Below are 16,693 nucleotides of genomic sequence, written 5' to 3'. Positions count from 1 at the left end.
CCTTCCTCCCCGCTGAAAGTACTTTACAACCCGAAGGCCTTCTTCATACACGCGGCATGGCTGCATCAGGCTTGCGCCCATTGTGCAATATTCCCCACTGCTGCCTCCCGTAGGAGTCTGGACCGTGTCTCAGTTCCAGTGTGGCTGGTCATCCTCTCAGACCAGCTAGGGATCGTCGCCTTGGTGAGCCGTTACCTCACCAACAAGCTAATCCCATCTGGGCACATCTGATGGCAAGAGGCCCGAAGGTCCCCCTCTTTGGTCCTGCGACGTTATGCGGTATTAGCCACCGTTTCCAGTAGTTATCCCCCTCCATCAGGCAGTTTCCCAGACATTACTCACCCGTCCGCCACTCGTCAGCGAAGCAGCAAGCTGCTTCCTGTTACCGTTCGACTTGCATGTGTTAGGCCTGCCGCCAGCGTTCAATCTGAGCCATGATCAAACTCTTCAATTTAAAAGTTTGATGCTCGTGAATTAAACTTCGTAATGAATTACGTGTTCACTCTGAGACTTGGTATTCATTTTTCGTCTTGCGACGTCAAGAATCCGTATCTTCGAGTGCCCACACAGATTGTCTGATAAATTGTTAAAGAGCAGGTGCGACGCGGCTTTCAGCTCACCGTCGCGAGGTGGCGTATATTACGCTTTCCTCTTTCAGAGTCAACCCTGAATTTCAGGATTTTTCTCTTCAACCGACCGGCTGTTTGTGTGAAGTGATTCACATCCGCCGTGTCGATGGAGGCGCATTATAGGGAGTCGATTCAGGAAGACAAGCGGAAAAATGCATTTTTGTTTTAACCGCTCATCTTTTATCCATAACGCTTATTTTTGCTGCTTTTTTATCGCCGATGGTAGATCGGCAAGGCTGTTTAACACCCAGTCTGCCGCGTTTTCTGCTGCTGCCGTGACTGGTTTGCCCGTACGTACCAGTACTTTTGTCCCTACATTTGCCTCCGCAGCCGCCTGCATATCTTCCAGTTTGTCTCCCACCATATAAGAGGCCGCCATATCGATATGCAGGAAATCACGCGCAGCGAGAAGCATTCCTGGATGCGGCTTGCGGCAATCACATGCCTGACGGAGCTCTTCTATACAGCCCTGCGGATGGTGAGGACAATAATAGATGCCGTCCAAATCGACATCGCGATCCGCCAACGACCAGTCCATCCATTCGGTTAAGGTTTCAAACTGCGCCTCAGTGAATTTGCCGCGCGCGATTCCGGACTGGTTCGTCACCACCACAAGCGCATAGCCCATTTTTTTTAGCTCGCGCATCGCGTCAATAACACCGTCTATAAACTCAAATGAATCGATTTCATGTACGTAGCCGTGATCCACATTAATGGTGCCGTCACGGTCGAGAAAAATTGCGGGTACAGACTTTGCCACCTTTTATAACTCCTGAGTAAAGCAAGTGACGCTAGTATCGCATGTTTCAGCAGGCAAGAAAGTGCTCATCGTATAAAGCCTGATTGATTTAGACGTCTGGATGCCTTAACATCCATTCTGTTGACGGCGTTGACCGTATTAGGCAGACGAAAATGCCTCCGCTAATTTCATTACGATAATAAAGAATCAATGATTAAACTTTCGAATATTACCAAAGTGTTCCATCAGGGGACTCGCACCATTCAGGCGCTGAACAATGTCAGCCTGCATGTCCCTGCCGGACAAATTTACGGCGTCATCGGCGCATCCGGCGCCGGTAAAAGTACGCTCATTCGCTGCGTAAACTTACTTGAGCGTCCCACTGCAGGAAGCGTAATGGTAGGCGGTCAGGAACTGACCACCCTTTCTGAAGCGGAACTTACCAAAGCCCGTCGCCAGATTGGCATGATTTTCCAGCATTTTAATCTGCTGGCCTCACGAACCGTGTTTGGCAACGTCGCGCTACCGCTGGAACTGGATAGCACGCCAAAAGAGGAGATTAGACGTCGCGTAACTGAGCTGTTAGAGCTGGTTGGGCTCGGTGATAAACACGACAGCTATCCGGCAAATCTTTCCGGCGGTCAGAAACAGCGTGTCGCGATTGCCCGCGCATTAGCCAGCAATCCAAAAGTGTTGCTGTGCGATGAGGCCACCAGCGCGCTGGATCCCGCGACCACCCGCGCGATTCTGGAATTGCTGAAAGATATCAATCGTCGTCTGGGATTGACGATTCTGCTCATCACTCATGAGATGGATGTCGTAAAACGTATCTGCGACTGCGTTGCCGTCATCAGTAATGGCGAGCTTATTGAGCAGGATACGGTCAGCGAAGTCTTCTCGCATCCTAAGACGCCGCTGGCGCAGAAGTTTATTCAGTCCACGCTGCACCTGGACATTCCGGAGGATTACCAGGCGCGTTTAAAAGCGTCGCCGGAAACTGACAGCGTGCCGATGCTGCGCATGGAGTTCACCGGGCAGTCCGTTGACGCCCCGCTGCTTTCCGAAACCGCGCGCCGTTTCAACGTGAACAATAATATTATCAGCGCGCAGATGGATTACGCCGGCGGCGTGAAGTTCGGCATTATGCTAACGGAAATGCACGGAACACAAGAAGAGACGCAAGCCGCCATCGCCTGGCTGCAGGATCACCATGTGAAAGTAGAGGTACTGGGTTATGTCTGAGGCAATGATGTGGCTACTGATTCGTGGCGTCTGGGAAACGCTGGCGATGACTTTTGTCTCCGGTTTCTTTGGTTTTGTGATTGGCCTGCCGGTCGGCGTATTGCTATATGTCACGCGTCCGGGGCAAATTATGGAGAACGCCAGGCTGTATCGCGCGCTTTCTGCGGTGGTCAATATTTTCCGCTCGATTCCATTTATCATCCTGCTGGTGTGGATGATTCCTTTTACCCGGGTAATTGTCGGCACCTCCATTGGTTTACAGGCCGCGATTGTGCCGCTGACCGTCGGCGCCGCGCCGTTTATCGCCCGTATGGTGGAAAATGCGCTGTTAGAGATCCCTGCCGGACTAATTGAAGCCTCACGAGCGATGGGCGCCACGCCATTGCAAATTGTGCGTAAAATTCTTTTGCCGGAAGCTCTGCCAGGTCTGGTGAATGCAGCAACCATTACGCTGATCACTCTGGTCGGTTACTCCGCAATGGGCGGCGCAGTCGGCGCGGGCGGCCTCGGTCAAATCGGCTATCAGTACGGTTATATTGGATACAATGCTACCGTGATGAATACGGTGCTGGTATTACTCGTCGTTCTGGTTTATTTAATTCAGTTATCCGGCGATCGCATCGTCAGGGCTGTCACGCATAAGTAACGTTAAACACAACACAAATACTCATTAAGGAAATAAGCATGGCGTTCAAATTCAAAACCTTTGCGGCAGTGGGTGCTCTGATTGGTTCTCTGGCACTTGCAGGTTGCGGTCAGGATGAAAAAGATCCGAACCATATTAAAGTTGGCGTGATTGTTGGCGCAGAGCAGCAGGTTGCAGAAGTGGCACAGAAAGTCGCGAAAGAAAAATACGGTCTGGACGTAGAATTGGTGGCTTTTAATGATTATGTTCTGCCTAATGAAGCACTGAGCAAAGGCGATATCGATGCCAACGCCTTCCAGCACAAACCGTATCTGGATCAGCAAATCAAAGATCGCGGCTATAAACTGGTTTCTGTTGGTAAGACTTTTGTCTATCCCATTGCAGGATACTCTAAAAAAATTAAATCACTGGATGAGCTCCAGGACGGTTCCCAGGTTGCGGTGCCTAACGACCCGACTAACCTTGGTCGTTCTTTGCTGCTGCTGCAAAAAGTGGGACTGATTAAACTGAAAGACGGCGTTGGTCTGCTCCCTACCTCGCTGGATATCGCGGATAACCCGAAAAATCTGAAAATTGTTGAGCTGGAAGCGCCGCAGTTGCCGCGTTCGCTGGATGATGCGCAGATCGCTTTAGCGGTCATCAATACAACATATGCCAGCCAGATTGGACTGACGCCAGCAAAAGACGGTATCTTCGTTGAAGATAAAGATTCTCCGTACGTTAACCTGATCGTGACACGTGAGGACAATAAAGACGCCGAGAATGTGAAGAAATTCGTTCAGGCTTACCAGTCTGATGAAGTATACGAAGCCGCAAATAAAGTTTTTAATGGCGGTGCGGTTAAAGGCTGGTAAGTTTTAGGCTGTTTCCACAAACTGTAATATTATTCAGGACGGGCTATTGCCCGTCTTGTCATTTATGCAAGCTCCTGATTCAATATCTGACAATTAGAACTTTCATTGAGGAAATATTATGCGTGCTTTATCGATCTGTTTATTGGCACTCATGCTGGGCGGTTGTTCCATGCTAAGCAGATCCCCTGTTGAACCCGTTCAAAGCACCGCAACCCCGCCAAAAGCGGAGCCGGATAAACCCAAAGCGCCGCGTGTCGCTCCCGTCAGGATTTACACTAATGCTGAAGACTTAGTCGGCAAACCTTTCCGCGATCTTGGCGAAGTTAGCGGCGAATCCTGCCAGGCGACGAATCAGGATTCTCCGCCCAACATTCCAACTGCACGTAAGCGTATGCAGATTAATGCCTCTAAAATGAAAGCCAACGCCGTCCTGCTGCATAGCTGTGAAATCACCAGCGGCACGCCGGGCTGCTACCGTCAGGCGGTTTGTATCGGTTCTGCCCTGAATATTTCGGCGAAATGAGCAGCTTTCAGTTTGAGCAAATCGGCGTTATCCGCTCCCCCTATAAAGAAAAATTCGCCGTTCCGCGCCAGCCCGGCCTGGTCAAAAGCGCCTGCGGCGAACTACATCTGATCGCGCCCTACAACCAGGCCGATGCCGTTCGCGGCCTGGAAGCATTCAGCCATTTATGGGTACTTTTCGTTTTTCATCAGACGATGGAGGGCGGCTGGCGACCAACCGTACGTCCGCCCCGTCTTGGCGGCAACGCCAGGGTGGGCGTTTTTGCCACGCGCTCCACGTTCCGCCCCAATCCGATTGGCATGTCTCTCGTTGCGCTAAAAGGTATCGAGTGCCGGAAAGAGAGCGTAGTTCTGAAATTAGATAGCCTGGATCTGGTGGATGGCACGCCAGTGGTGGATATCAAACCGTATTTGCCGTTTGCCGAAGCCTTACCGGACGCCGTCGCCAGCTATGCGCAACAGGCACCGATGGCTGAAATGGCCGTGAGTTTTACCGCTGAGGTGGCTCAACAGCTCACGACGCTGGAAAAGCGTTATCCGCAGCTACGGACGTTTATTTGCGATGTGCTGGCGCAAGACCCTCGCCCGGCTTATCGTAAGGGTGAAAAAACGGGCAAAACCTATGCCGTCTGGCTACATGATTTTAACGTGCGCTGGCGTGTAGTTGACGCTGGATTTGAAGTGTTTGCGCTGGAACCACGGTAATTTCACACCCTTCTCTTTTGACATCCCTTTCGCGCTGGTAAACTAAATCACTTTTTTTGTATCAGGCTCACATTGAGCCTGTTCGATCGTTCAACTGGAACCGTAACAACATGCGTACTAGCCAATACCTGCTCTCCACTCTGAAGGAGACACCTGCCGACGCCGAGGTTATCAGCCACCAGCTAATGCTGCGCGCCGGGATGATCCGCAAGCTCGCCTCTGGGTTATATACCTGGCTGCCAACCGGCCTGCGCGTTCTGAAAAAAGTCGAAAACATCGTGCGTGAAGAGATGAACAACGCTGGTGCTATCGAGGTGTCGATGCCAGTAGTTCAGCCAGCCGACCTGTGGCAAGAGAGTGGTCGTTGGGAACAGTACGGCCCGGAACTGCTGCGTTTTGTCGACCGTGGCGAGCGTCCATTCGTACTCGGCCCGACCCACGAAGAAGTTATCACCGATCTGGTGCGTAATGAACTCAGCTCTTATAAGCAATTGCCGCTGAACTTCTTCCAAATCCAGACCAAATTTCGTGATGAAGTACGTCCGCGCTTTGGCGTGATGCGTTCGCGCGAATTCCTGATGAAAGATGCTTACTCTTTCCACACCTCTCAGGAATCGTTGCAGGAAACTTATGACGCCATGTACGCCGCATACAGCCGCATTTTCAGCCGTATGGGACTGGATTTCCGCGCGGTACAGGCCGATACCGGATCGATCGGCGGCAACGCCTCGCATGAATTCCAGGTGCTGGCGCAAAGCGGCGAAGATGATATCGTTTTCTCTGATGTTTCTGATTACGCGGCTAACATCGAACTGGCAGAAGCCATTGCGCCGCAAACGCCGCGCGCAGCGGCAACGCAGGAAATGACGCTGATCGATACGCCAAACGCCAAAACCATCGCGGAGCTGGTGGAACAGTTTAATTTGCCAATTGAAAAAACAGTAAAAACGCTACTGGTTAAGGCAGTGAAAGACAGCAAGTCTCCACTGGTTGCTCTGTTGGTTCGCGGCGATCACGAACTGAATGAAGTTAAAGCGGAAAAACTACCGAACGTTGCCAGCCCGCTCACCTTCGCTACCGAAGAAGAGATTCGCGCCGTTATCAATGCTGGCCCTGGCTCCCTCGGCCCGGTCAATATGCCGGTTCCGGTCATCATCGATCGTAGCGTTGCCGCCATGAGCGATTTCGCCGCTGGCTCTAACATCGACGGAAAACACTACTTCGGCATTAACTGGGATCGCGACGTAGCGACGCCTATCGTTGCCGACATCCGCAATGTGGTCGCCGGCGATCCGAGCCCGGATGGTCAGGGAACGTTGCTTATTAAACGCGGTATCGAAGTGGGCCACATCTTCCAGTTGGGCACCAAATACTCAGAAGCGCTGAAAGCCTCCGTTCAGGGTGAAGATGGTCGTAACCAGATCCTGACGATGGGCTGCTACGGTATCGGCGTAACACGCGTCGTTGCTGCGGCTATCGAGCAGAACTTTGACGAGCGTGGCATTGTATGGCCTGACGCCATTGCGCCTTTCCAGGTCGCTATTCTGCCAATGAATATGCACAAATCCTTCCGTGTACAGGAACTGGCGGAAAAGCTGTACAGCGAATTGCGCGCGCAAGGCATTGAAGTGCTGATGGACGACCGTAAAGAGCGCCCGGGCGTGATGTTTGCCGATATGGAACTGATTGGTATTCCACATACTATCGTGATTGGCGATCGTAACCTGGATAACGACGATATTGAGTATAAATACCGTCGTAGCGGTGAAAAATCGCTGATTAAAACCGGCGATATCGTTGACTATCTGGTCAAGGCCATTAAAGGCTAAACGGCATCTTGTTGGGATTGTCCGGCGCCATCCGGCAGATATGTAAAGGCCTCGCACCATGCGAGGCCTTTTATTTAGTTAGTGCAATTTTTACCAGGCGCAAACTTCGCATTTTTATCAGCTATTAGCATTTTTACCGGCTCGCCCGTATCCGGGTTCGCTGCAAAAACGAAATGCCCTTCTACCGTCAGCAGCACGGATTTTTCCGCTTCGCCTTTAGCCGCCAGATAGCCGCGCTCAAGCTGGGCGTTACTGGCGACCGGGAGCCGCTTTCCTGTTGCACAATCGGTAAAGGTCGCCGCGTCAGCCATGTAAACATACATACCGCGCAGCGGCATAGGCGTTACCGGCAGGCTGGCGGTAACAGGCTCAAGCATATAATTAAGCTGCGAGGCCACCGGATTGCCTTCTCTGTCGAGCATCTCCAGCGCATCGCCTTTCGCGCGATAATACGATTTCTCGCCATTACTGTCGGTTAATACCAGTTTATCTGCTGTCCGCGCCCAGGTACCATATGACGCAAAAGAGGAGGGTTCTTCGCGAACGCCCTGATAGCGCTCGTTCATCACCCATGTGCCATCTTTTTCCAGAAACAGTGACGTTTCAATACCTTCACAATCCGCACAGGGCAGTACGCCGCGCCAGCTTTGTTGCATGGGTTTTAACTCCGCCGCCTGCGCAGGTTGTAAGGCGTCAACTTCCGCACGGTTATTACACCCCATCAATGCAAATAACGCGCACGCTGTCGCGACTGACAATATTGCTGTTCTCACCATAAAATCCTTATGAAATTGCTATTCCTGCCCGTCAATCCAGTGGACGACGAACTTTGCCGCGAAGCGCCTTTACAGAAGATTTTTGCGCCTTAGAGGACAAGCGGCGCTCTTTTGAGGCTCGCGTCGGGCGGGTTGCGCGACGGCTTTTCTGCTCCGCGGTTAATTCTTTTATGACGGCAACCAGCCTGGCGATAGCCGCTTCCCGGTTGAGCTCCTGGCTCCGGTATTCCTGCGCCTTAATGATAATTACGCCATCATGGCTTATCAGATGGTGGCTGGCCGTCAGCAAACGCTGTTTATAATACTCTGGCAGGCCAGATGCCAGAATGTCAAAGCGTAAATGAATCGCGCTGGAGGTCTTATTAACGTGCTGACCACCAGCGCCCTGCGCGCGAATAGCCGTAATCTCCAGCTCATTATCGGCTATTGAGATCGTCCGGGAGATGGCAATCATGAGGGCTGTTGCCAGGCGGCAAGCTGTATTTCCAGATTATTCCGAGCATCGGAAAGCCAGATTGCGCCATCCTGAATCGTCGCCTGTAGCGTCATGGTACGATTGGCAAATTCACTGAGCTGCGCCAGTTGTCCATCATCCAGATACCAGACAGATAGGTTAGCGAACTGCGCGCACTTGCTTTGATACTGTTGCCACCAGATTTGCGCCGCCCGGGAGTTATAGGCAAAGAGCGCGACATTGCCCGCCTGAGTACAAGCTTTCTTGATACGGCGCTCATCAGGCAGACCCAGTTCTATCCACAGGTCGATTCCCAGATGATCGTTGCGCAGCCAGGCCTCCGGCTCATCTTCCGCGCTGAGTCCACGCGTAAACTGTAACTGTTCATCAGCATATTTAATCCATGCCAATAGGCGCAGCATCATGCGCTCCTGCGTTTCAGAAGGGTGACGCGCCAGCGTTAACGCCGCATCCAGAAACCGGTTGCGATCAAGGTCAGCCACATTAACAACGGCTTTATAAATTGTCGCTTTAAGCGCCATGAGAAAACTCCTTTCGAATCAGGCGTCCATTGTAGCGAAAACCGCGCTAAAAGGCTGTTAACTAATCTTTTACGCATTCGCGTCAGGCGCTGATATTGCGTAAATGAGTATGGTATAGTCACCTTGCTAAACAGGATTTATCTTCGTAGGCTTAGACTTGCATCCACGGTTAAGTCAGAATGCTGACAGGAGGGCATGTGGAAAAATATTGTGAGTTAGTACGCAAGCGGTATGCGGAAATCGCCAGCGGAGACTTAGGGTATGTCCCGGATGCGCTGGGTTGTGTATTGAAAGTGCTTAATGAAATGGCGGCAGATAGCGCCCTTTCAGAGTCGGTCAGGGAAAAGGCAGCCTGGGCTGCCGCGAACTTACTGGTGAGCGATTATGTCAATGAATGAAACGTATCAACCCATTAATTGCGATGACTACGATAGTCTTGAGCTCGCCTGCATGCATCATTTAATACTGACGCTAACGTTAAAAGATGGCGAGATTTTGCAGGCAAAAGCGAACGATTTGATTTTGCGTAAAAACGTAGAATATCTACTTGCCGAAGTTTCCGGCGAGTCCCGTGAGCTTCGTCTTGATAAAATCGTCAGTTTCAGCCACCCGGAAATTGGTACGGTGGTGATCAGCGAATCCTGAATTCTGCTGCCGGATAAGGCATTTTTGCCGCAATCCGGCATTTTATGCGTCTTCCCGCCACAGTAACGCCATGCCATCTTCGCTATTCGCCAGTCCGTCACAGGTGATAAAGTGCCCCGCCGCCGCAATCAGCGTATCGCCATAAAACAGCAATGGCGTGGTATCGCGCCGCCAGGAAGGCACATTCAACTCCTGCCAGATTTTCTTCAGCTTACGTCCGCCGTGACGTCCCACAATATGCAGTAACCCTGACGCCTTAAAACGAATGCTGACGGATTCTTCCTCTCGCGGTAGGCGCAGTTCGCCGCCAGGGACGAGTTGTACCGAGCCTAAGCCGGCAGGCAGCGCCAGCGGTGTTTGCCAGACGGGCCAGGCGATCGTCGTTTCGCTTTGTCCGGCAATGGATTTAATCCACCACAGTTGCGACTGATAACGGCGAATCTCGTGATCGCCAAAACGTAAACAGGGAGAGGCATCGTCGCGCGCCAGCGCCACTTCCCGCCAGATACGTTCCAGCGCGTCGCGAGAGGGCATCGGCGCATTACGCGTCGCCAGCCAGCGACGCAAAATCGCTGCCCGCCGCACATCGCTCATCGACATTAATGGAGAGAGGCGCAATGTTCCCCGCGCCGTTATACAGTCCGTAAGATCGCTGGCCAGAAGTTCGTCCAGCAGCCTTTCTTGCTCGGCACAGAGCGCCGCGCTACGGGCTACCGCCGCAGAAAAATGCGGCCAGCGCCGCTGCAGGAGCGGAAGCGCGCGCAGGCGTAAAAAATTGCGATCGTAAGCATCATCCTGATTGCTTTCATCTTCAATCCAGCATAAGCCATGACGCACAGCCCACAATTCCAGCGTCTTTCGCGTTTCTTCCAACAGCGGGCGAAGAAGCAGAGTTCCGGCAAAGGGCGAGCGTTCTCCCATCGCGGAAAGTCCGGCCGGACCGCTGCCGCGTTTTAGCGCCAGCAGGAATGTTTCACACTGATCGTCAAGGTGCTGCGCGGTTGCCAGCACTTCGCCAGGCAATAGCGTCTGCGCGAATGCCCGATAGCGCGCTTCACGCGCATGGGCCTCGATACCCAGACCATTATCCGCCAGCGTTACCCGCTCTACTACCAGAGGAACCTGCCAGCGTTCGCACACGGTTTCACAATGCCGCACCCAACTGTCGGCATGAGGGCTTAAACCATGATGAATATGGATAGCGCGCAGCGTAACGTCAGGATGGTGTTCTCGCCACAGCACCAGTTGATGCAAAAGCACCGTCGAATCCAGGCCGCCGCTAAAGGCGGCCAGAATACGGCGAGAAGAGAGTAACGAAGTATTCAGCGTGAGAGTGGTCATGGTTCGTGCTTATAGTGACTTTGCCCGGCAACGTTACCTGGCTAGCGCCTTAATGACAAGTCTTACTGCTCATACAGCTCAAGCGGCAAACCGTCCGGATCGTTGAAAAAAGTAAAGCGCTTCCCGGTATAGGGATCGACGCGTATCGGTTCGCACTTAACCTGATGCTTTTCCAGATGCGCAACGGCGTTTTCTACATTTTCCACACTGAAAGCCAGATGGCGCAGGCCGCAGGCTTCAGGTCGGCTTGGACGCGCCGGAGGGAAGGGAAAAGAGAAAAGCTCAATCACATACTGCCCGTTTAGCGCCAAATCGCCCTTCCACGAGTCACGCTCTTCCCGCCAGACTTCGCTTATCAGCTCGAACCCCAGAATATCGCAATAAAACGCCTTGCTCGCCGCATAGTCTGTCACAATGATCGCAATGTGATGAACCTGTTTTAATCCCAGCATAGCGTCTCCTTTATTGATTATCAGTACGTTACTCGCCACGTTCCCGTCAGACAAGCTAACAGGCGTGTTTTAAGACTCGTACCTGGTACACCCCGTCCTCATTCTGTTTCGCGCCGTGAATATCCGTTTCAAAACCGGGATAATGCTGGCCAATCGAACAAAGCATCTGCAGGAAATCGAGCACGGCCCGACTCTCTTGCGAGATCCTCTCGCCGGGCATCAACAGCGGAACGCCTGGCGGATAAGGCAGGATCATATTCGCGGAAACGCGCCCTGGCAGTTGATCGAGCGCTACGGTTTCCACCTCGCCTTTGATCTGGCGTTGCCAGGCCTGGTGCGGAGTCATGATCATCTCCGGTAAAACGTCGAATGCCCGCAACATCAACCCCGGAAGATCGTGCTGGCGAATCAGTTTATGGATCCCCTGCGCCAGATCATGAATGCGCATATTGCGATAAAAATCAGGATCCTCCGCATACAGATCCGGTAACATATTTTTGACGCGCAGATTAAGATCGTACGCCCGTTTAAATTCCGTCAGACCGCGCATCAGCCCCATCGCCCGCGTCTTATCAATACCGATACTGAACAAAAACAGCAAATTATACGGCCCGGTTTTTTCAACAACCACGCCTCGCTCATCGAGAAACTTCGCTACCAGCGCGGCAGGTATCCCCTCTTCGCTCATGTTGCCCTGTTCATCCATCCCCGGCGTCAGGATTGTCACCTTAACCGGATCAAGGAACATATGGTCGTCATCAGCATCGGTGAAGCCGTGCCATGTTTCTCCCTGCGCTACTGGCCAGCATTCCGCCTCATCAACCTCTTCCGGCTGCCAGATATCAAAGAACCAGCTATCAGACTCTTCACGTAACCGCCGCACCTCTTTACGAAAATGGAGCGCCCGTTCCACCGAACGATTGATCAGTCTTCTCCCCGCATTACCACGCAGCATCGCCGCCGCAGTCTCAATAGAAGCGACAATGGGGTAGCTCGGCGATGTCGAGGTGTGCATCATAAACGCTTCGTTAAATGTCTCTTCGTCATACTCCCCTTTGATATGGATAAGCGAAGCCTGCGAAAAAGCCGCCAGCATTTTATGAGTGGATTGCGTTTCAAAAATCACTTTTCCTGGTACCCGCTCGCCGCTCATCCCGCTTTTCCCTTGGTAGATCGGATGAAAATGGGTATAGGGTACCCAGGCGGAATCAAAGTGGATCGAGGGAACGTCCAGCATCTGCTTGAGCCAGTTAGTGTTATACAGCAGACCATCGTAAGTAGAATTGGTGATAACCGCATGAACCGGCCACTGCGCCTGTGCGGTTTCCGCCACCTTACGCGCAATGCTGTCACGGGTAAATTCACGCTTAGGAATACCGCCGAGAATCCCGAGCGCATTGCGCGTCGGCTTCAGCCAAAGAGGCACTACATCGCTCATCATCAACAAATGCGCCAGCGATTTATGGCAATTACGGTCAATAAGTAGCGTACTTCCCGCAGGCGCGGCATACATACCGACAATTTTATTCGAGGTCGACGTCCCGTTGGTCACCATATAACTCTGCTCGGCGCCAAAAGTACGGGCGATATACTCTTCCGCTTCCAGATGTGGCCCAGTGTGATCCAGCAGTGACCCCAGTTCAGTTACCGAAATCGACACATCGGCTTTTAAGGTATTGCCGCCAAAAAAGTCATAAAACAGACAGCCGGCCGGGCTTTTCTGATACGCCGTTCCCGCCATATGGCCCGGCGTACAAAAAGTGTATTTTCCTTCTTTGGCATAGGTAAACAGCGCTTTGGTAAACGGCGGCGTAATGTTATCGAGATATTCGTTGGTATATTGATGAATGCGCGTCGCGATATCTTCGGCCTGCCCCAACGCATACTCAAAAAACCACAGCGCCATGCGCATATCGTGTACGCTAACATCCAGCGTTGAATTGGTATTGATAAAAGCGTAGAGGGGAAGATATTCATTTAGCTGATTGATGTCGCTACAAAGGTCGAGGCTGTATTCATCCCAGTCAAAAATAACGCCGCATATGCGTGGGTTATGTTCAATAAACTTCAACAGGTCAACGCTATTTTGCGGCCAGATAATTTGAAATCCCAGGGATTGTAATGCCCGCTCAAGCTCCTTGATGGGTTCATCTTTATAATAAACCCCGTGCGGCCCCATAATGGCGATGATATTCATGCTTTCTCCTGAAACAACCTGAGATAAGCATAGTCACAATCCTGTCGGTGCTCTGCACCGACAGGATTTATTTTATTACAATGCGCTCCATGCATCGGCCCAGGCAATCCCTACGCCGGGCTCATAATAGGCAGGCGCAACATTACACCATGAGCTCGCCGGGAACGGCTTGCACTGGTACAACGCGCCATTATTGTTGACGATATCGCCCGGATTCCATTTCTGGCTGCTGCTCCAGGCAGGGTAGCTGGTGGTCTTATCTTCGTCATCCGCAGCGGCGGCCTTCGCTTTCACATTCAGCGTATAAACCGCGGTGCTGGAGAGCGAACCGTCGCTGACGGTCAGATTCACCACATACTGGGTGTCCTGAGTCACCTCAGGCGCGTTGAAAATCACGATAGCTTTATCCTGGCCGCTAAGCGTTTTACCATCCTGCGACATCCAGGTATAGGTAAGTTTGTCGCCATTCGCGTCGGTCGATCCTTCCGCGCTGAGTGAAACCGGGCTACCGGCTTCCACCGCCCCAACGGGTCCGGCAATACGTGCGACCGGCGCCACGTTTTCATCCGTAACCGGCGTAGGGGTTGGCGTGACGTCCGGTTCGGCCCCCCCATTATCATCGATGACATTAACGTTGAAATAGTGCTGCACGCATTTCGTGTAGTCACCCTCTTTAAAGGCGGTATATGGAGTCTGATACCCGACTAACTGGCAGGAATAGGTCTTCCCGTCCGCAGTATCGGCGCTCCAGCCCCAGTCCTCTTCCCAATAGATCGGTAACGCGCCTGCGCCGCCTTCATCGAACTGCTTCATGTTCTTACAGCCCAGCACTTCGTCAGCAGGTACCGGCACTTTCAGGTAGTCGGCAAACTCTTTGTAGTAGGCGATACGGTTAAGCGACTGCGCATTCTCATCTGCCCCGCCGCATTCCACGCCGCCATTGATGATCTGAATGGTGACGCCGAAACCTGACACCAGACCATTTGCCTTATCGTGTTCGTTTGGCTGCCAGGTACCGTCAATCACGTGCAACATAGACGGCTTCGGCGGCTGCGGATAAACAAAGAAGAAGACCGCGCTTGCCAGGTTCATCCAGGTATCCGCTACCAGCTCAGGTTTATCCAGCAGCGGGCGAACATCGCCATACATCGCGTCAGAGAAAGGCCCATAGTTGTAGTTATAAGAAAGCTGTTTTGCCCCGCGACCAAAATAGCTGAGGAAATCGCCGTCTTTATCTTTACCGCACGGCCAGGTCTGTCCTTGCCATACATCAGGGTTACATTCGCCGTTGTAGCCGCCTTTCTGCCCTTCTGTCCAGCCGACTTCGCGCAGATAGACCAGAGCCTGACGCCATTCCGGAATATCACGCCAACTTTCGTGACCGCCCGTTTCTTGGGCAAAATGCGCAAACATAGTGGCCAGAGTTTTACGGCAGATAGCATCGCTATCGCGTCCATCGGTGTAGGTACCACAAACCGCCGGGAATTTACCGATCGCTTTCAGGAAGTTGGAATAGGTGTACTCCGGCGCGCGCATCGGGAACAAATAATCCCAGTCGGCTTCTGTCAGAATACTTTCGACACGTTTTACGTTTGCTGGGTTAGCGGCACGCCCCGGTTCAATTTGTTCGACCACGCTGTTATCCAACGTCTGGATAGAGGATTTCACTGCCTCCATTAACGGAAAATCCGTCAGCGCTTTCTCTTTCGCCGCCAGATCGCTGGCGTTAATGGTCATTGGTTCACTACTACTAAGCAGCGGCGCGGCCTGCGCACCGGATAAGCTCAACATGATCCCTGCCGCCACGGCGCTGAGCGCCAGTGTTTTTTGTAATCCCATAATTTTCTCCTTGAAGGGTAGTTCACTGCCTGCCCTGGCCACACGCCTGGCAGTTGATGCAGTTTCAGGGAGAACGTGCCATCGCGTTTAATCACATCGGCTCATCGGCGTCTCATTTTTCCTCGTCCAAAAAAAAGAGGCCGGATAATCCGGCCTCTTTGGAAAAATGAGATATACACGTTATCCTTCAAGCTACCTCTGAGTTGGCCGCGAGTTACTCGGCTCATCCCTGGGTCTCGCCCTAACGGGCCGCCGCAAGCGCTGTTCAAAACGCTAAAGCGTTTTGTGATGCAACCTGAATGATTTTGTGTATAAATGATTAAGCGTAACCGTAGCTCATCAAACGCTGGTAACGACGATTTTTTAAATCATCGGTGCTCAACACATCAAGATCGGCTAAATCTTCCAGCAGTTGCGCTTTCAGCGATGCCGCCATCACTTCCGGATTACGGTGCGCGCCGCCCAGCGGCTCCGGAATGATGGAGTCGATAAGCTTCAGTTCTTTCAGACGCGGCGCGATGATGCCCATCGCTTCAGCGGCCAATGGCGCTTTGTCGGCACTTTTCCACAAAATGGAGGCGCAGCCTTCCGGTGAGATAACGGAATAGGTGCTGTATTGCAGCATATTAACTTTATCGCCTACGCCAATCGCCAGCGCGCCGCCGGAGCCGCCTTCGCCAATCACGGTACAGATAATTGGCACGTTCAGACGCGACATTTCGCGCAAATTGCGCGCGATAGCTTCAGACTGACCGCGCTCTTCTGCGCCAACGCCCGGATAAGCGCCTGGCGTGTCGATAAAAGTGATGATCGGCATGTTGAAGCGCTCGGCCATCTCCATCAGACGCAGCGCTTTGCGGTAGCCTTCCGGTGCCGGCATCCCAAAGTTACGACGAATTTTTTCTTTGGTTTCACGGCCCTTCTGATGACCAATAACCATCACCGGACGCCCTTCCAGACGCGCAATGCCGCCGACGATGGCTTTGTCATCAGCATAGGCGCGATCGCCCGCCAGCTCATCAAACTCATCAAACGCCAGGCGGACATAATCCAGGGTGTACGGGCGCTGCGGATGGCGCGCCAGTTGGGCTACCTGCCATGCGCCGAGATCGGCAAAGATTTTGCGCGTCAGTTCTACACTTTTTTCACGTAGACGATGCACTTCTTCGTCGATGTTAATATCCAGTTTCTCATCCTGACGGCTAACCGCAGTCAGAGAATCGATTTTCGCTTCCAGCTCTGCAATCGGCTGTTCAAAATCAAGGAAATTCAGACTCATAG

17 protein-coding genes and 1 rRNA gene are annotated in these 16,693 nt (G+C 52.4%); 8 read left to right on the top strand and 10 right to left on the bottom strand.

Annotated elements, in window-relative coordinates; genetic code table 11:
• Positions 1 to 454 (bottom strand): 16S ribosomal RNA (locus tag F4V61_RS12450); the annotation flags it as partial.
• 368 nt (positions 455 to 822) lie between these two features.
• Positions 823 to 1,389, bottom strand: a complete 567-nt coding sequence (gmhB, locus tag F4V61_RS12445; RefSeq protein ID WP_001140198.1) for a D-glycero-beta-D-manno-heptose 1,7-bisphosphate 7-phosphatase — start codon at positions 1,387 to 1,389, stop codon at positions 823 to 825.
• A 189-nt stretch (positions 1,390 to 1,578) separates the two neighbouring features.
• On the opposite strand from gmhB, the gene metN reads away from it, so the two are divergent.
• The 6 genes from metN (at position 1,579) to proS (ending at position 7,166) form a co-directional block, all read left to right on the top strand.
• The gene (gene metN / locus F4V61_RS12440) at positions 1,579 to 2,610 is read left to right on the top strand and encodes a methionine ABC transporter ATP-binding protein MetN (protein WP_000593985.1); all 1,032 of its coding nucleotides are present in this window, start codon (positions 1,579 to 1,581) and stop codon (positions 2,608 to 2,610) included.
• The gene (locus F4V61_RS12435) at positions 2,603 to 3,256 is read left to right on the top strand and encodes a methionine ABC transporter permease MetI (RefSeq protein ID WP_001287480.1); all 654 of its coding nucleotides are present in this window, start codon (positions 2,603 to 2,605) and stop codon (positions 3,254 to 3,256) included. The genes metN and F4V61_RS12435 overlap by 8 nt, the downstream gene beginning before the upstream one ends.
• Positions 3,257 to 3,294: 38 nt before the next feature.
• Entirely contained in the window at positions 3,295 to 4,110 is an 816-nt protein-coding gene (metQ, locus tag F4V61_RS12430; RefSeq protein ID WP_000874212.1) for a methionine ABC transporter substrate-binding lipoprotein MetQ, read from the top strand.
• Positions 4,111 to 4,228: 118 nt separating this feature from the next.
• Entirely contained in the window at positions 4,229 to 4,633 is a 405-nt protein-coding gene (rcsF, locus tag F4V61_RS12425) for an Rcs stress response system protein RcsF (protein ID WP_001202365.1), read from the top strand.
• The gene (tsaA, locus tag F4V61_RS12420; protein ID WP_038396914.1) at positions 4,630 to 5,337 is read left to right on the top strand and encodes a tRNA (N6-threonylcarbamoyladenosine(37)-N6)-methyltransferase TrmO; all 708 of its coding nucleotides are present in this window, start codon (positions 4,630 to 4,632) and stop codon (positions 5,335 to 5,337) included. Before rcsF ends, tsaA begins: the two co-directional genes overlap by 4 nt.
• A 110-nt stretch (positions 5,338 to 5,447) precedes the next feature.
• Positions 5,448 to 7,166, top strand: coding sequence for a proline--tRNA ligase (proS, locus tag F4V61_RS12415; protein WP_058344693.1), 1,719 nt, complete (start codon positions 5,448 to 5,450; stop codon positions 7,164 to 7,166).
• Between the two features lie 74 nt (positions 7,167 to 7,240).
• On the opposite strand, the gene nlpE is transcribed toward proS, so the two are convergent.
• Genes nlpE through F4V61_RS12400 form a run of 3 tightly spaced genes read right to left on the bottom strand, consistent with a single transcriptional unit; the run spans position 7,241 to position 8,938 of the window.
• Entirely contained in the window at positions 7,241 to 7,942 is a 702-nt protein-coding gene (gene nlpE / locus F4V61_RS12410; protein ID WP_079799296.1) for an envelope stress response activation lipoprotein NlpE, read from the bottom strand.
• Positions 7,943 to 7,973: 31 nt separating this feature from the next.
• Positions 7,974 to 8,396: an alternative ribosome rescue aminoacyl-tRNA hydrolase ArfB gene (gene arfB / locus F4V61_RS12405; RefSeq protein WP_000560520.1), complete on the bottom strand. Its 423-nt coding sequence runs from the start codon at positions 8,394 to 8,396 to the stop codon at positions 7,974 to 7,976.
• Positions 8,393 to 8,938 carry a YaeQ family protein gene (locus F4V61_RS12400; RefSeq protein ID WP_079827792.1) on the bottom strand — a complete coding sequence of 182 codons (546 nt, stop codon included), beginning with the start codon at positions 8,936 to 8,938 and terminating at the stop codon, positions 8,393 to 8,395. Before F4V61_RS12400 ends, arfB begins: the two co-directional genes overlap by 4 nt.
• 197 nt (positions 8,939 to 9,135) lie before the next feature.
• Between F4V61_RS12400 and F4V61_RS12395 the strand changes: the two genes are divergently transcribed.
• Positions 9,136 to 9,336 (top strand): YaeP family protein, encoded by a 201-nt coding sequence (locus F4V61_RS12395; protein ID WP_000417061.1) that lies wholly within the window; start codon positions 9,136 to 9,138, stop codon positions 9,334 to 9,336.
• Positions 9,323 to 9,583: a Rho-binding antiterminator gene (gene rof / locus F4V61_RS12390; RefSeq protein WP_000062327.1), complete on the top strand. Its 261-nt coding sequence runs from the start codon at positions 9,323 to 9,325 to the stop codon at positions 9,581 to 9,583. The genes F4V61_RS12395 and rof overlap by 14 nt, the downstream gene beginning before the upstream one ends.
• Before the next feature lie 42 nt (positions 9,584 to 9,625).
• On the opposite strand, the gene tilS is transcribed toward rof, so the two are convergent.
• The 5 genes from tilS to accA all read right to left on the bottom strand — a co-directional run bounded on the left by tilS (position 9,626) and on the right by accA (position 16,691).
• On the bottom strand, positions 9,626 to 10,924 hold the full coding sequence (tilS, locus tag F4V61_RS12385) for a tRNA lysidine(34) synthetase TilS (protein ID WP_079827790.1): 1,299 nt from the start codon (positions 10,922 to 10,924) through the stop codon (positions 9,626 to 9,628).
• 62 nt (positions 10,925 to 10,986) lie between these two features.
• Positions 10,987 to 11,376, bottom strand: coding sequence for a VOC family protein (locus tag F4V61_RS12380; RefSeq protein ID WP_058344689.1), 390 nt, complete (start codon positions 11,374 to 11,376; stop codon positions 10,987 to 10,989).
• A gap of 55 nt (positions 11,377 to 11,431) precedes the next feature.
• Positions 11,432 to 13,573 (bottom strand): lysine decarboxylase LdcC, encoded by a 2,142-nt coding sequence (gene ldcC / locus F4V61_RS12375; RefSeq protein WP_079827788.1) that lies wholly within the window; start codon positions 13,571 to 13,573, stop codon positions 11,432 to 11,434.
• A gap of 75 nt (positions 13,574 to 13,648) precedes the next feature.
• On the bottom strand, positions 13,649 to 15,412 hold the full coding sequence (locus F4V61_RS12370; protein WP_079782007.1) for a chitinase: 1,764 nt from the start codon (positions 15,410 to 15,412) through the stop codon (positions 13,649 to 13,651).
• A gap of 319 nt (positions 15,413 to 15,731) precedes the next feature.
• Entirely contained in the window at positions 15,732 to 16,691 is a 960-nt protein-coding gene (gene accA, locus F4V61_RS12365) for an acetyl-CoA carboxylase carboxyl transferase subunit alpha (RefSeq protein ID WP_000055758.1), read from the bottom strand.
• Positions 16,692 to 16,693 lie beyond the last annotated feature (2 nt).

Origin of the sequence: Salmonella enterica subsp. arizonae (genome assembly GCF_008692845.1) — a bacterium.
GTDB classification, from domain to species: domain Bacteria; phylum Pseudomonadota; class Gammaproteobacteria; order Enterobacterales; family Enterobacteriaceae; genus Salmonella; species Salmonella arizonae.
Note: the sequence above shows the minus strand (reverse complement) of the source record. Positions and strands in the feature narration are given on the sequence as shown.

Bases quoted from the DNA above. Each gene is read 5' to 3' on its own strand.
- metN (WP_000593985.1), top strand. From the start codon at position 1,579: ATGATTAAACTTTCGAATATTACCAAAGTGTTCCATCAGGGGACTCGC.
- F4V61_RS12435 (WP_001287480.1), top strand. From the start codon at position 2,603: ATGTCTGAGGCAATGATGTGGCTACTGATTCGTGGCGTCTGGGAAACG.
- metQ (WP_000874212.1), top strand. From the start codon at position 3,295: ATGGCGTTCAAATTCAAAACCTTTGCGGCAGTGGGTGCTCTGATTGGT.
- rcsF (WP_001202365.1), top strand. From the start codon at position 4,229: ATGCGTGCTTTATCGATCTGTTTATTGGCACTCATGCTGGGCGGTTGT.
- tsaA (WP_038396914.1), top strand. From the start codon at position 4,630: ATGAGCAGCTTTCAGTTTGAGCAAATCGGCGTTATCCGCTCCCCCTAT.
- proS (WP_058344693.1), top strand. From the start codon at position 5,448: ATGCGTACTAGCCAATACCTGCTCTCCACTCTGAAGGAGACACCTGCC.
- nlpE (WP_079799296.1), bottom strand. From the start codon at position 7,942: ATGGTGAGAACAGCAATATTGTCAGTCGCGACAGCGTGCGCGTTATTT.
- arfB (WP_000560520.1), bottom strand. From the start codon at position 8,396: ATGATTGCCATCTCCCGGACGATCTCAATAGCCGATAATGAGCTGGAG.
- F4V61_RS12400 (WP_079827792.1), bottom strand. From the start codon at position 8,938: ATGGCGCTTAAAGCGACAATTTATAAAGCCGTTGTTAATGTGGCTGAC.
- rof (WP_000062327.1), top strand. From the start codon at position 9,323: ATGTCAATGAATGAAACGTATCAACCCATTAATTGCGATGACTACGAT.
- tilS (WP_079827790.1), bottom strand. From the start codon at position 10,924: ATGACCACTCTCACGCTGAATACTTCGTTACTCTCTTCTCGCCGTATT.
- F4V61_RS12380 (WP_058344689.1), bottom strand. From the start codon at position 11,376: ATGCTGGGATTAAAACAGGTTCATCACATTGCGATCATTGTGACAGAC.
- ldcC (WP_079827788.1), bottom strand. From the start codon at position 13,573: ATGAATATCATCGCCATTATGGGGCCGCACGGGGTTTATTATAAAGAT.
- F4V61_RS12370 (WP_079782007.1), bottom strand. From the start codon at position 15,412: ATGGGATTACAAAAAACACTGGCGCTCAGCGCCGTGGCGGCAGGGATC.
- accA (WP_000055758.1), bottom strand. From the start codon at position 16,691: ATGAGTCTGAATTTCCTTGATTTTGAACAGCCGATTGCAGAGCTGGAA.